The sequence below is a fragment of the Reyranella sp. genome (assembly GCF_965227665.1).
Lineage (GTDB): Bacteria > Pseudomonadota > Alphaproteobacteria > Reyranellales > Reyranellaceae > Reyranella.
Map to the genome: position 1 here is coordinate 2,225,221 of NZ_OZ245767.1, position 14,154 is coordinate 2,239,374.

Genomic DNA, 14,154 nt, shown 5'->3' on the forward strand with positions numbered 1-14,154 from the left:
CCCATGCTGCAGATTGCCTTTCCGCACCGGAACACCGATCTCGACGCCTTCGGCGAGTTCCGCGGGCGCGTGCGCTCTTTCCTCCAGTCCGATCCCGCGGCCCGCGAGCCGCGCGCCGATTGCTGGTCGCAGTTCGATGCCGCGTTCAGCCGCCGCCTCGCCGCAGCGGGCTTCCTTGGCCTGACCTGGCCGAAGACGTATGGCGGCGGCGAGCGGTCGTCGCTCGAGCGATTCATCCTGCTGGAGGAACTGCTCGCCGCGGGGGCGCCCGTCGGCGCCCACTGGATTTCCGAACGGCAGGTCGGCCCCCTGCTGCTGCGCTACGGGACCGAGGCGCAGCGCATGGAATTCCTGCCGCGCATCGGCCGCGCCGAATTGTTCTTCTGCATCGGCCTCAGCGAACCGGACAGCGGCTCCGATCTCGCGAGCCTGCGCACGGCGGCGGTGTCCACGCCGGAAGGGTGGCGTGTGCGCGGCCGCAAGGTCTGGACGTCGAATGCCCATCGCAATCACTACATGGTCCTGCTGTGCCGCACCGACCCGCAGTCGCAGCGCCACGCGGGCCTGTCGCAGCTCATCGTCGACATGGCATCGCCCGGCCTGACGCTGCGGCCGATCCCCAACATGTCGGGCGAGCATGAGTTCAACGAGGTGACGTTCGACGACGTTCTCGTGCCGCACGACCGGGTGGTCGGCACGGTCGGCAACGGATGGGAACAGGTGACGAGCGAGCTCGCCTTCGAGCGCAGCGGACCCGAGCGCTTCATGTCGTCCTTCATCCTGCTGCGGCATCTGGCGAAGACGGCGCACGCCTTGCCGGCCGAGAAGCTCGGCCTGCTGACGGCGCGACTGCTCGGACTGCGCGCCCTCTCGGTTTCCGTCGCCGCGATGCTGAACGACGGCAAGCTGCCCAATCTCGAAGCGGCGCTGGTGAAGGAGCTGGGGTCGCGGCTCGAACAGGATGTCGGGGAAGTTCTCCTCGACGGGCTCGAGAGTGCGCCGGATCCGGGGAGCGCCGATACGATGAACCGGCTGATCGCCCAGACGCTACTCCACGCACCGTCCTACTCCATTCGCGGCGGCGCCCGCGAAATCCTGCGCGGCATCATCGCGCGCGGCCTGGGATTACGCTGATGATCGAAGACAGTCCCGTCCATGCCTCGGCCCTGCGCGCGCTGGCGCCGATTTCGACGATCGGCAGAGGCAACGACGTCCCGCCGCCGGATGTCTGGACAGACCTCTGGCCCGCGCTCGAGCGAGACGGCTTCACCTTGCCCGCCGTGGCCGCCGAATTCGGTGGCACCGGAGGCGAGTTGCCGGACGAGCTTGCCGTGATCCATGCCTGCGCTGCCGTGGCGGCGCGCTGTCCGCTGCCGGAGACGGCGGTTGCCGGTGCCTTGCTGGCGGCGGCCGGGCACGCCGTGCCGCCCGGTCCGCTGGCCCTCGTCGCGCCGGCCGGGTGCGCCGGTCTCACGCTGGTCGACGGACGGCTCGACGGTATGGCGACGGGCGTGCCCTGGGCCGCACGGGTCGGCCACGCGCTGCTGCCTCTGTCTCAGGGGTTGGCGCTCGTGACGTTGGATGGATGCGAGAGTCAGCCCGGCCACAATCTCGCCGGCGAGCCGCGCGACTCGGTGCGTTTCCACCGGCACCGTCCGGTGGCCCTGTTGCCGGACGTGCCGGTGGACGGGCTGCTGCTGCGCGGCGCGCTGATGCGGTCGGTACAGATCTGCGCCGCGGCCGAACAGGCGCTCAAGCTGGCGATCGGCTACACGACGACTCGCAAGCAGTTCGGCAAGCCGCTGGCCTCCTTCCAGGCCGTCCAGCACCAGATCGCGGGTGCCGCCAGCAAGCTCGCGGCCGCGCGGATCCTGCTCGACGCCGCCTACGAGTCCCTGGCGCGCGGCGGCGAAGCGGAGCGCGAGATTGCGGCGGCCCGGATCAATGCCTGCCTCGCGGGAGGCGACTGCGCGGCGGTGGCCCATCAGGTGCACGGCGCGATGGGCTATGCCTGGGAATACGACCTGCATCGCCATACGTCGGCGATCCAGGCCTGGCGCGCCGAGTTCGGTCCGCTCGCCTATTGGGCCGAGCGGCTGGGTACCCAGGCCATGGCGGCACCGTCCGCCGATCTCTGGCAGTTCGTCACGTCATGAAAGGGTCTGAAATGGAGCCGGCAGTCCTGGTCGAACGGGACGGCGGCATCGCCGTCGTTCGCCTGAACCGGCCGCAGCGCCGCAACGCCTTCACCGACGTCGCGATGATCGACGAGGTGGCGGACACGATCCGCGCGCTCGATCGCGACCGGGAGGTGAAGTGCCTGGTGCTGACAGGCAACGGCTCGGCCTTCTCGGCCGGCGGCGACCTCAAGGCGATGCTCGACGGCACCTCTCTCGTCGACCGTGAGCGGCCCGAGGCGACGCGCATGGCCTATCGCCGCGGCATCCAGCAGCTGCCCGAGCTGTTCGAGGCGCTGGAGGTGCCGGTGATCGCGGCGGTCAACGGTCCGGCCATGGGCGCGGGCTGCGATCTCGCGATGATGTGCGACATTCGTATCGCTTCCGAGACCGCGCGCTTCGCCCAGACATTCGTCACCCTGGGGCTGGTGTCGGGCGACGGCGGCGCCTGGCTGCTGCCGCGCACGTTGAGCTTCGCCGACGCCTGCGAGCTGGCGTTCACCGGAGACACGATCGACGCGGCGCGGGCGCTCGAGATCGGGCTGGTCAGCCGTGTCGTCACGCCGGAGCGCCTGATGGAGGAGACGATGTCGCTGGCCCGACGCATCGCCCGTCATCCGGCCGACGGGGTGCGCATGACCAAGCGCCTGCTCAGGATGGGACGCAACATGCAGATCAACCATCTGCTCGAAGTCTCGGCCGCGATGCAGGCGCTGGGACACAATACGCCCGACCATCGCACCGCGCTTGCGGAGGCCTATGAGCGCATCTCGCGAAAGCCGGCGCGCTAGGGTCTTTCCGACCAAGATAGAATCGCCACCACCAATCCTCATGCTGAGGAGGCCCGAAGGGCCGTCTCGAAGCATGGGCAACAGACGGAGTGCTCGTGCCCCCCCTTTGAGACGCGCTCCTGCGTCGCGCTCCTCAGAGTCTGGCCGGAAATGAATTGAATCGATTCAAGCACTTACCTCATCCTGAGGAGCGTCGCGCAGCGGCGCGTCTCGAAGGATGGGCAACAGGCAAGGTGCGCGTTCCCACCCTTCGAGACACATCGCTGCGCGATGTTCCTCAGGGTGAGGTTATTGGGACTGTTCATAGCCCCTTGTTTTAGCTGCATTCATTTCCGGCCAGACTCTCAGGGTGAGGTGCTTTTGGAAGGTCGATATGAGTCCGTCTCGGTCGGAAAGACCCTAGTTGCTGCTGATCGCCTCGGCGGTGGCCTGGAGCCTTTCGAGGTTTTCCTTGAAGTTTGTCTTGATGCGCACGGTGGGGCCGGAGATCGCCAGCGCATAATGCTCGCCGCGCATCGTCAGCGGCACGCACAGCGACGTCATGTCGGAGATGGTTTCTTCCACATTCGTGTACCAGCCGCGTCGGCGGCTCGCTGCCAGTTCCTTCCGGAGCTGGCCGGCATCGGTGATCGTCTGCCGCGTGACCTTTTCCAGGGTCACGTGCGAGAGGATCTTCTCCAGCTCCTCTTCCCCCAGCGATCCCAGCAGCGCCTTGCCGATGGCCGTCGCATGAACGGGCCGCAGGTCGCCGACCTGGGGCATGTAGCGTGCCGGCGCCGAGGTCACCTCGACGGCGAGCAGGATAACCCGGTTGCGGCAGAGCTTGCCGAACATCGCGGTCTCCCGCGATTCGTCGCAAAGCTGGCGCACCGCGCCGCCCACCACCGACAGGACCGGGTCGGCCTTGGTGATGTCCTCCGCGACATCGCGCAGGCGCGCGGTGGGATAGAAGCTGTTGCCGGGCGGCAGGTTGAAGAGATAGCCGCGCGCCTCCAGCGTGCGGATGATCGAGAAGCAACTCGACACCGGCATCTTGAGCGCCCGCGCCAGTTCCGAGACGGTCATCGGCCGGCGGATCGTGGCGAAGGCCTCGAACAGGTCGATGGTGCGCGAGGCGGCGCGCACGTTGATCCCGCCGGACGGTTTGCCGTCCTTTTCCTTCCTCGCTTCCTTCAAAGCCACCTCAGGCCTGCTCGAGCGGACCGGGCCCGCGCGCGTCAGGCCGCGCGCTTCTGGCCGCGCTGGCGCAGGATCGAGAGGATTTCCGCGGCGGCGGCCGGGATGTTGGTGCCTGGCCCGTAGATCGCCGCGACCCCCGCCTTCTTCAGGAAGTCGTAGTCCTGGGCGGGAATGACGCCGCCCACCACGACCATGATCTCCGACGCATTCTGCTTGGCCAGCTCCTCGATGAGCTGCGGCACCAGCGTCTTGTGGCCGGCGGCCTGGCTCGAGATGCCGATCACGTGCACGTCGTTCTCGATGGCGGCGCGGGCGGCTTCCTCGGGCGTCTGGAACAGCGGCCCGATATCGACGTCGAAGCCGAGATCGGCGAACGCCGTGGCGATCACCTTGGCGCCGCGATCGTGGCCGTCCTGGCCCATCTTCACCACCATGAGACGCGGCCGGCGGCCCTCCTCCTCGGCGAAGGCGGCAATGTCGGTGCGGATGCGGTCGAGGCCGGCATCGCCCTCCCACTCGCCGGCATAGACGCCGGCGATCGAGCGGATGGTGGCCTGGTAGCGGCCATAGACGCCTTCCAGCGCCGACGAGATCTCGCCCACCGTGGCACGGGCGCGCGTCGCCTCGATCGAGAGGCCGAGCAGGTTGCCGGTGCCGGTGCGGGCGGCCTCGCCCAGCGCCTTCAGCGCGGCAACGCACTTGGCCTCGTCGCGGGTCGTGCGGATCGTATGCAGGCGCTTCAGCTGGGCCTCGCGCACGACGTCGTTGTCGATGTCGAGGATGTCGATGGCCGACTCTTCCTTGAGCTGGAACTTGTTCACGCCGACCACGATCTCCTCGCCGCGGTCGATACGGGCCTGGCGCCGCGCCGAAGCCTCCTCGATGCGCAGCTTCGGCATGCCGGCCTCGACGGCCTTGGTCATGCCGCCCAGCGCCTCGACTTCCTCGATCAGCTTGCGCGCCTCGGCGACCAGGCTCGCGGTCAGCGATTCGACGTAGTAGCTGCCGGCCAGCGGATCGACGACCTTGGTGACGCCGGTCTCGTGCTGGAGGATCAGCTGCGTGTTGCGCGCGATGCGGGCCGAGGTCGGCGTCGGCAGCGCGATCGCCTCGTCGAACGAGTTGGTGTGCAGCGACTGCGTGCCGCCCAGCACCGCCGCCATCGCCTCGTAGGCGGTGCGGATCACGTTGTTGTACGGGTCCTTCTCGGTGAGCGAGACGCCCGAGGTCTGGCAATGGGTGCGCAGCGACAGCGAATCGGCCTTCTTGGGCTCGAACGGCTTGATCAGCTCGGCCCACAGGAAGCGCGCGGCGCGCAGCTTGGCCGCTTCCATGAAGAAGTTCATGCCGATGCAGAAGAAGAACGAGAGGCGCGGCGCGAAGGCGTCGATGTCGAGCCCCTTTGCCTTGGCCGCGCGCACGTATTCGAGGCCGTCGGCCAGCGTGAAGGCCAGTTCCTGAACCAGCGTCGAGCCCGCCTCCTGCATGTGATAGCCGGAGATCGAGATCGAGTTGAACTTGGGCATGTAGAGCGCCGTGTGCTCGATGATGTCGGCCACGATGCGCATGGAGGGTCCGGGCGGATAGATATAGGTGTTGCGGACCATGAACTCCTTGAGGATGTCGTTCTGGATCGTGCCCGCGAGCTTGTCCTGCGGCACGCCCTGCTCCTCGGCGGCGACGATGTAGCCGGCCAGCACCGGCAGCACGGCGCCGTTCATCGTCATCGACACGCTCATCTTGTCGAGCGGGATGCCGTCGAACAGGATCTTCATGTCCTCGACCGAGTCGATCGCCACGCCGGCCTTGCCGACGTCGCCGACGACCCGCGGATGATCGGAATCGTAGCCGCGATGGGTGGCGAGATCGAAGGCCACCGACAGGCCCATCTGGCCGGCCGCGAGATTGGCGCGATAGAACTTGTTGCTCTCCTCGGCGGTCGAGAAGCCGGCATACTGGCGGACCGTCCAGGGACGGCCGGCGTACATCGTGGCCTTGGGCCCGCGCGTGAAGGGCGGGAAGCCGGGCAGCGAGCCCACCGTCTCGATCTGCTCGAGATCGGCCGCCGTGTAGAGCGGCTTCACCGGGATCCCCTCGGGGGTCATCCAGGTGAGGTCATCCAAGGGGCGGTCGCGCAGCTCCTTCGCTGCGAGCTTTTCCCAGTCGGCGAGGGTCTTCTTCGGAAAATCGGCCATGCCCGCAATGTACTGCGGATTTCCGGCCCCCAAAAGACCCGCTTATTCGTTGGCCAAAATCGTGTTTCGCACCAGGGGATAGATCTGGTTCGCCCAGCGGCGGCCGCTGAACACGCCGTAATGGCCGACGCCGGCCTGCATATAGTGCTTCTTGCGGTAGGGTCGCAGGCTGGAACAGAGGTCGTGGGCGGCCACGGTCTGGCCCAGCGCGCAGATATCGTCGCGCTCGCCCTCGATGGTGAACAGGGCGGTGCGGCGGATCGCCTTGGGATCGACCCGCCTTCCCTTCCATTCGAGCTCGCCCTTGGGCAGCCGGTGCTCCTGGAACACCCACTGGACGGTCTCCAGGTAGAACTCGGCGGTCAGGTCGAGCACGGCGAAATACTCGTCGTAGAAGTCCTTGATGGTCTTGGCCTGCTCGGTCTCGCCCTTGGCCAGGTGCTTGTAGAGGTCGGCCTGCGCCTTGATGTGGCGCTCGGCGTTCATGCTCATGAAGGCGGTGAGCTGGATGAAGCCGGGATAGACCCGCCGCGTGGCGCCGGGATAGCGCAGCGGCACGCGATGGATCAGGTTCTGCTCGAACCAGCTGATCGGCTTGCCCATCGCCAGCTCGTTGACCTTGGTCGGGCTGACGCGGGTGTCGATCGGGCCGGCCATCAGGGTCATGCTGGCCGGCTGCGCCGGATTGTCGTCCTCGGCCATGATCGCCACCGCCGCCAGCGCCTGCACGCACGGCTGGCAGACGGCGATGACATGGGCGCCGGGGCCCATCACCTCGAGGAACTTGATCAGGTGCTCGACATATTCGTCGAAGCCGAAGCGGCCGTTCCAGATGCCGACGTCGCGGGCATTGGCCCAGTCGGTGATGTGGACGTCATGGTCGGGCAGCAGCACGCGCACGGTATCGCGCAGAAGCGTCGCGAAATGCCCCGAAAGAGGCGCGACCAGCAGGACCTTGGGCTGCGGCGCGACGCCCACCTTGGCAAAGCGCAGCAGGGTGCCGAACGGCGTGGCGAAGACCTCTTCCTCGCGCACCGCCACCGTCTGGTTGCCGTAGGGCACCTCGGTGATGCCGAAGGACGGCCGGCGATGGCTGAGCGTGGCCCGCGTCGTCATCTCGCACAGCGCGCTGGCCGCCCGCCAGCTGTCGGGCGTCGGACTTCCTCCCCCGTTGGAAAGGGTCTGCCCTGCCGCCGTCGCCCAGAGGCGGACCGGGAGCATCATGTCGGCGGCGGTCTGATACATCGCATAAAGCATAAGGGCGACCGGCTCGGTATTTGCATGTTAACGGGCACCTAAGATACAGACAGTCCCACCAACCGGGAGGGGTGGAGTCCATGGCCAAGGCCTCGCTCACCATCAGTAGCAAAAACTATTCCTCTTGGTCACTGAGAGGTTTTCTTCTCTGCCGGATGGCCGGCCTCGATTTCGAGGAGCGGGTCGCCCCCTGGGACGATCCCTCGACCCGCGCCGAGCTGCTGCTGCTGTCTCCCTCGTTCCTGGTGCCCTCCCTGGAGGATGGGCCGGTCAAGGTCTGGGATACGCTGGCCATCGCCGAGTATCTGCACGAGACCAAGCCGGACGCCGGCCTCCTGCCCAAGGATCCGGTGGCGCGCGCCCATTGCCGCGCGGTCTGCGGCGAGATGCATTCGGGCTTCGCCAACCTGCGCTCGGCCCTGCCGATGAACCTCAAGGTCCGTCACGAAAGTTTCAAGGTGTGGGGCGGCGCCCAGGCCGACATCGAGCGGGTGACCACGATCTGGCGCGACTGCCTGCAGAAATATGGCGGGCCCTACCTGTTCGGAAAGACGCCGACCATGGCCGACGCCATGTACGCTCCCGTCTGCACCCGCTTCCAGACGTATAACGTGAAGCTCGACGAGGCCTCGGCCGGCTATCGCGACCTGATGCTGCGCTTCCCGGCGATGATGGAATGGACCGCGGCCGCGAAGGCCGAACACGAGGACGTCGAGGAGCTGGACGTCGAGTTTTAGCTCTTTGTCTTTGTCGTCCTGAGCGCAGCGAAGGACCTGGGCGAACGACCAGGGTACTCCGTGGCAAGCGTGAGGTCCTTCGCTGCGCTCAGGACGACAGGTCAACTCCCCGGCGCCCGCCTCAGCTCCAGCTCGACCCGGCCGACGCGGATGCCCCATTTGCCGACGGTGGCCTTGTTGATCAGCGAGCCGTCGGGGTTGAGGGCCAGCACGTCGGAGAAGTCGACGGTCCAGCCGCCCAGGCTCACCGCATATTCCAGCCGCACCACCTTGCCCTCGGTCCAGGCGCGCGCCTGGCCGACCACGTCCTCGCGCATGCCGCTGTAGGTGCCGGGCGCGGTGCGCTCCAGCCGCCAAGTCTTGCGGTCCTTCTCGCCGTCGGCATAGGCGAAGTCCTCGACCAGGGTCAGAGTGCGGCCGTCCCAGGTGCCGTCGATCACCACGTCGAAGCGGCGCTGCGAGCCGGTCCAGCTGTTGGTGAACACGCCCTGCCCGACCGTGCGGCCGGGGAAGAACTGTTCCAGCACCAGCGGCGGCGCCGCACTGGCGACCGGCGCGTCCGGCGGCGAGGCGCAGGCCCCCAGCAGCGCGAAGAGGCCGAGCAGGGAGAAGCGGGACGGCGAGGTTGATGTCATGCCGGTTGTACGTCGAACGGACGCCCGCCGGATCACCCTCTTGTCGCCTCGCGCCCGGCCGCGCACTCTCCGCGCCGACGAACCGGAGGAATTCAATGCTCGACGCCGAAGCCCGCACCCTGCTCGACCTGATGGAGGAAGCCACCAAGGCCGGCCGGCCCAAGCTCGAGACCCTGCCGCACGCGATCGGCCGCCCGGCGGTCGACAAGATGTCGGAGGACAGCGAGGCCGATCCGCCCGAGGTCGCGGAAACCATCGACGGCGCCTTCGCGGGCCCCGCCGGCGAGATCAGGTACCGCCGCTACCTCCCGCTGGGCGTCACGCCCGGCAGCCTGCCCACCCTGATCTACTATCACGGCGGCGGCTTCGTGATCGGCACCATCGAGACCCACGATTCGACCTGCCGGCGGCTCGCCAACAGGAGCCGCTGCCAGGTGATCTCGATCGACTACCGCCTGTCGCCCGAGCATCCCTTCCCCGCCCCGATCGACGACGGCATCGCCGCGTTCCGGCATGTCCGCGACAATGCCGCGGCGCTGGGCGCCGACCCGGCGCGCCTCGCGGTCGGTGGCGATTCGGCGGGCGGCGCGATGGCCGCCGTCGTCTGCCAGGCGATGCGCGATGCGAAGGAAGCCGGCCCCGCCTTCCAGATGCTGATCTATCCCGCGACCGATTCCAGCCGGGAGAGCGGCTCGCGCAAATCCTTCGCCGAGGGCTATTTCCTGAGCAAGGGCCTGATGGACTGGTTCTGGAAGGCCTATGTGCCGGCCGGCACCGACCTCTCGGACCTGCGCCTGTCGCCGCTGCTGGCCAAGGACTTCACCGGCCTGCCGCCCGCCTTCGTGCTCACCGCGGGCTACGATCCGCTGCGCGACGAGGGCCGCGCCTATGCCGACCGCCTGATCGACGCCGGCGTGAAGACGACCTACGTTAACTACCCCGGCACCATCCACGGCTTCTTCTCGCTCACGCGGTTCCTGAAGCAGGGGCTGAAGGCCAACGACGAGGCCGCCGCGGTGATGGGGGCGTTCTTCGGGACGTGAGAGCAAGAGAAGGATCCCTCGCTACGCTCGGGATGACACCTAATCTTTGCAAAGGGCGCACTGCGCTGGCCCCAACAACCGTGTCATCCCGAGCGTAGCGAGGGATCCTTGGCCTGAAGACGCACGAACCCCACCGGCTTGTCGAAGCCCTTCAGCGCCACCTCTTCCTCGCTCTGCGGGACGGCGGCGATGACGGTCTGCACCGCGGGATCGTCGGCCACGGCGCGGGACAGGACCACGTCGCCGCCCTCGCTCTGGCCCTGCAGGCGGGCGGCCATGTTCACGGTCGAGCCGAAATAGTCGAGCCGGTCGTTCAGGGTCACCACCACGCTGGGGCCCATATGGACGCCGAGCTTGAGGGACAGATCCTGGTCGGCGATGCGGGCCTGCATGGAGAGCGCCGCACGCACCGCGTGGGCGGGATCGCCGAACGAGGCCATGACGGCGTCGCCGATGGTCTTCACCACCGCGCCGTCATGGTCGCGCACGATCGCGGCCAGCAGCGCGAAATGCTCGCGCACGACGTTGTAGGCCGCGGCATCGCCCAGCCGCTCGTAGAGCGCGGTCGAGCCGCGCAGGTCGGAGAAGAGCAGCGCCACCTGGCTCACCCCCGCCTCGTCGCCCGGCCGCAGGGTCGCGGCGGCGAAGAGATCGCGGAAGGCCTGCAGCGAGATCACCTCCGGCACGGTCAGCGCCTCGCGCGTCCAGCTCCGGTCCTCGATCAGCGCCGCCAGCTCGAAGCCGGCCTCGTTCACGAACGCGATGGTTCCCGCCTCGGCGGACGACGCCGCCATCGCCTCGACGCCCGACGCCGTCACCCGCAGGCCGGGGAACGGCCCGCCCTCGTGCTCGACATCGACCGTCGCGCCGGGATGGAGCGTGCGCAGCCGGTAGCGGCCTGAGGGCAGATCGACCGAAACGCTCCGCCGCTCGCCCTCGCGGAGCAGAAGCTGGACCGCGACATGCGGCGTCGCCATGGGGCCCGAGAGGCAGAAGCCGCCCGCCATCAGCGGCCGCACCGAGGGCGCGGGCGCGAAGGTGAGCTCGACGTTCTTCTCGAAGTCGCGGTCGTAATCGATGTTGCAGGAGGGACAGTGCGCGCCGCGCGGCAGTTCCGACAGGGCCGAGGCCGAGAGCTTGGGCCCGCGGCAGTTGGTGCAGAGCAGGTCCCAGCTCATGGTCAGGAGCCCCGCCCGCACCGAGGCGAGGCAGCCCTCGATGGCGGCGCGCGGCGCCACGCCGATCTGGCGCGCCAGCCGCTTGGGCTTGAGATGGGCGAGGTCGCCCGCCATGCCGCCCAGCACCGTGCCCGTCAGCACCCGGCCGAGCCCGTTGCCATAGGGGCTGCGGTCGATCTCCGCCGCCATCGCCGCGGCGCGCTCGAACGCGCCTTCGGGCAGCACCGGCGCCGGCAGCTCGAACGTCGTGTCGCGCTGGCCCTTGAGGAAGGACACGGCCTCCAGGATGCGCGCCGCAACGGCGGCGCCGGCCTGCTCGGCCAGGCGGCGGCCAAACAGGCGGCCCATCAGGGTGAGCGGCTCCCATTCGAGCGCGTAGCGGACCACAGAGCCGCCCTTGCCGTCGGGCTCGAGATCGAACACCGGCCCGAAGCGGCGGAACGGCCCCTTGGAGAACACCCGCGACACGTTGAAATGACGGCCCAGCACCCACTCGTAGGGCTTCTCCTCCCATTCGAGCGTGAACCCCGCCGCCTTGCCCCGGCCGCGGCGCAGCACCGTGCCGTTGGGCTGCGGCGTCTCCTCCAGCAGGTAGGGCGGCAGGCCCATGGCCTCGTTGAAGCGGTTGGTGTCGGCCAGCACCGGCCACAACACGGACGGCGGCAGATCGAAGGTCCAGCTCCAGGTGCGGCGCGAGAGAGGCGGCATGGGGCTGGTACTGTAGCACGCGGGCGGATGGATCAGGGGCGGGGGATCACGGGTGGGTGAGGTGGGACGAGCCAATAAATCATTGGAGCTTACTTATCGCCTTTGATCTTTCCATGCTTAAGGAAGTAGGCATAGAACTCTTCCAGTTTTTCGTGGCGACGCTTGATTTGATACTCCTCGCCCGGCGCACTGCTCAACATGGTTTCAAAAACATAGAGTTCTCGATTAGCTCGATCCATGCCCAGCCGTTTTTCGTCACTGAGCCTCTGCCAGAGCTTAGTAGAAAAAGCAGAAAAACTCTTCTGCTCAGCAGGAACCAACGTTGCTTTGGGACCAGCGATCGATTCCAAGAACAAGTAAAGCGACAAAATGTAAGAGCGGTTTCGAAGGGTTTTCGAGTTGCTGCCAAAGCACTGCCCCAGCAAGTCCAGCACTCTCTGAATCGAAGCTGACTTTTGGTTAAATAGCTCCAAATCCTTAGCTTTCGGATCTGCGTACTCTTCAAAAAAGCTCAACAAATCGTCGTACCGAGTCCGAGCAAATCTCTTCAACTTCGTCTGAGTGAATGAGTTGATGCATATCTGCGCACACAGCGTTTCCTTGGCAAACCGACGCTGTGGGATACCTAGGTTCCTAATGAATTGATGCCCGGCCAACTTACTAAAGATCAACTGCTTCATCTTGCCCTTGGCAGCGTGCAGCTTTTCCCCAGTATTCAGCAGCAAACCAAGCTGCAGCCTGACGAATAGCTCTCTAAGGTAATCATCATCAGCATCGTTGAAGATGATTACTTGCAACTCATAGTTCTGAATTGCCTTTTTTTGCGTGGCAGTTAACTGGGAATAATGGCTGCCCTTTCGACTGCGCGGATCGGGCTTGTACTCGAACTCATCGTCAAGAAAATCCCACAAAGACCAGAGCCGCTGCTGACCATCGACGACTTCAAATGCTCGACCGCTAAGCTGATTAAAGTACAGCTTTGGTATGTCTATGTCTCGAAGAATGGAGTCAACTAGCAGGCTCTTCTTGTGGTCGGGCCAGAGCTGCTTTTCGCGTTGATACTCAGGAAACGACATCTTTGCTCGCTCGTCATAAAGTTTGCGAACAGACCAGTTCTCGAGTCTCCGCGTCATAGCGAAACTCCTTCAGCAAGTGCAGCTGAGGGTGCGGAACTCAGCTCATCACGTTGGCGGTGGTACTCGATTTTCTCATTTAGCCAATACGCGAATGGATTGGCTAAATCGGAATCAAATCCGAACTCACTTTCAATGTAGTCAGTAAACTTCCCTTCTGTGAGGTGACCGATCGTCCGCACGTTGCGCAAATATGCGCACTCCCTCTTGATATAGTCCCCAGCGCTCTGCGGCATTATCAGTTCGATATTGAACGGACTTTCACCGTTCGCCTCCTTATGACGTTGAGCGTTGAAAATTAGCGAGAGAATGTTCCAGTCATTTTGCGTGAGAGACGCCCCCACAACTCGCAAAACGTCACATGCCTTCGTTAGCAATTCGTATGCTTGTCCAGTTAACTTATTAAAGGGATAGCTCTTCGATTCTTTGAGGATAGTTGGCGGGATCCAAACGGTATCGCCATACGGCGATCTACTCCGCAACTTCTTGATCGCAATCGGATTGCCAAACTCCCACGTAAATGAGCCGTGGAGCTGCAAAATAGGAGGAGTGGCAGCAGACACGTCACAGGTGAAATCGCTGGAAGTGAACTCGAATCCAACGTTGACGCGCCGAAACACCTCCTGAGATGCAACTTGTAGCAACCCATCATGGTTCGTCGTTATGAAGCCAGAAAGCGCCTCGACCTCTTGTTTGAAGTGTTGCTCATTCTGCATCTGTAGGAGACGGCGCGCGAGGTAAGGACTATCGAGGACACCAGCTTTGGCTAAGCTTGAACGCAGCTCGGCGAAGTAAGCTAACCGCATTCTTTCAGCGAGCTTGATGTGCGACCCCGAGCCACAGGCACTAAGGAGGCTAATTAACTTCTCGATGTCGACCCCGTCATCGGACCCATAAGACGATGCGACTCGGCTTCCTAGTCTATTCAGAATGCGCGTAGCGACGCCTGTCTCAAACTGCTCAGTGTCGCGCATCAAAAGGCTGATAGGCGCTCCCAAACGATGGGCTTCCGCCTGCGTAGCGCCAGCGCCCCAAAGATAGACAACCCTCTTGGGTCCTAATTTCTTCTTCTCTGCCATCCCTGCCCCTGGGGAAGCAGAGCTAAGCACGTCAAGAATGCT

The 14,154-nt window shown here is 65.4% G+C and carries 12 protein-coding genes; 5 read left to right on the top strand and 7 right to left on the bottom strand.

Going from position 1 to position 14,154, the window contains the following annotated elements; all coding sequences use genetic code 11:
* Positions 1 to 3: 3 nt before the first annotated feature.
* The 3 genes from ACO07I_RS10780 to ACO07I_RS10790 are packed head-to-tail and all read left to right on the top strand — an operon-like array spanning position 4 to position 2,968.
* The gene (locus ACO07I_RS10780) at positions 4 to 1,134 is read left to right on the top strand and encodes an acyl-CoA dehydrogenase family protein (protein WP_422017111.1); all 1,131 of its coding nucleotides are present in this window, start codon (positions 4 to 6) and stop codon (positions 1,132 to 1,134) included.
* Complete coding sequence (locus ACO07I_RS10785) at positions 1,134 to 2,156, top strand: acyl-CoA dehydrogenase family protein (protein WP_422017113.1); 1,023 nt, start codon at positions 1,134 to 1,136, stop codon at positions 2,154 to 2,156. Before ACO07I_RS10780 ends, ACO07I_RS10785 begins: the two co-directional genes overlap by 1 nt.
* Before the next feature lie 11 nt (positions 2,157 to 2,167).
* Positions 2,168 to 2,968, top strand: coding sequence for a crotonase/enoyl-CoA hydratase family protein (locus ACO07I_RS10790; RefSeq protein WP_422017115.1), 801 nt, complete (start codon positions 2,168 to 2,170; stop codon positions 2,966 to 2,968).
* 399 nt (positions 2,969 to 3,367) lie between these two features.
* Here the strand turns inward: ACO07I_RS10790 and ACO07I_RS10795 are convergent, their stop codons facing one another.
* From ACO07I_RS10795 to ACO07I_RS10805, 3 genes are read right to left on the bottom strand one after another with little or no spacing between them, the layout of a single operon-like run.
* Complete coding sequence (locus tag ACO07I_RS10795) at positions 3,368 to 4,150, bottom strand: IclR family transcriptional regulator (RefSeq protein WP_422017117.1); 783 nt, start codon at positions 4,148 to 4,150, stop codon at positions 3,368 to 3,370.
* A gap of 35 nt (positions 4,151 to 4,185) precedes the next feature.
* Complete coding sequence (scpA, locus tag ACO07I_RS10800; protein WP_422017119.1) at positions 4,186 to 6,342, bottom strand: methylmalonyl-CoA mutase; 2,157 nt, start codon at positions 6,340 to 6,342, stop codon at positions 4,186 to 4,188.
* Positions 6,343 to 6,384: 42 nt separating this feature from the next.
* Positions 6,385 to 7,599, bottom strand: coding sequence for a polyhydroxyalkanoate depolymerase (locus ACO07I_RS10805; RefSeq protein WP_422017121.1), 1,215 nt, complete (start codon positions 7,597 to 7,599; stop codon positions 6,385 to 6,387).
* A gap of 80 nt (positions 7,600 to 7,679) precedes the next feature.
* Between ACO07I_RS10805 and ACO07I_RS10810 the strand changes: the two genes are divergently transcribed.
* Positions 7,680 to 8,336 carry a glutathione S-transferase family protein gene (locus ACO07I_RS10810; RefSeq protein ID WP_422017123.1) on the top strand — a complete coding sequence of 219 codons (657 nt, stop codon included), beginning with the start codon at positions 7,680 to 7,682 and terminating at the stop codon, positions 8,334 to 8,336.
* Between the two features lie 101 nt (positions 8,337 to 8,437).
* Here ACO07I_RS10810 and ACO07I_RS10815 read toward each other — a convergent pair whose 3' ends face one another.
* Entirely contained in the window at positions 8,438 to 8,971 is a 534-nt protein-coding gene (locus ACO07I_RS10815) for a DUF3833 family protein (protein WP_422017125.1), read from the bottom strand.
* Between the two features lie 95 nt (positions 8,972 to 9,066).
* Here ACO07I_RS10815 and ACO07I_RS10820 point away from each other — a divergent pair, with 95 nt between their 5' ends.
* Entirely contained in the window at positions 9,067 to 10,014 is a 948-nt protein-coding gene (locus ACO07I_RS10820) for an alpha/beta hydrolase (protein ID WP_422017127.1), read from the top strand.
* 83 nt (positions 10,015 to 10,097) lie between these two features.
* On the opposite strand, the gene ACO07I_RS10825 is transcribed toward ACO07I_RS10820, so the two are convergent.
* From ACO07I_RS10825 to ACO07I_RS10835, 3 genes are all read right to left on the bottom strand, one after another.
* A complete protein-coding gene (locus ACO07I_RS10825; protein WP_422017129.1) occupies positions 10,098 to 11,900 on the bottom strand; it encodes an adenylate/guanylate cyclase domain-containing protein in 1,803 nt (600 codons plus the stop codon).
* A gap of 89 nt (positions 11,901 to 11,989) precedes the next feature.
* A complete protein-coding gene (locus tag ACO07I_RS10830) occupies positions 11,990 to 13,033 on the bottom strand; it encodes a DUF262 domain-containing protein (protein ID WP_422017131.1) in 1,044 nt (347 codons plus the stop codon).
* Positions 13,030 to 14,112 (bottom strand): hypothetical protein, encoded by a 1,083-nt coding sequence (locus ACO07I_RS10835; RefSeq protein ID WP_422017133.1) that lies wholly within the window; start codon positions 14,110 to 14,112, stop codon positions 13,030 to 13,032. Before ACO07I_RS10835 ends, ACO07I_RS10830 begins: the two co-directional genes overlap by 4 nt.
* Positions 14,113 to 14,154: the final 42 nt, after the last annotated feature.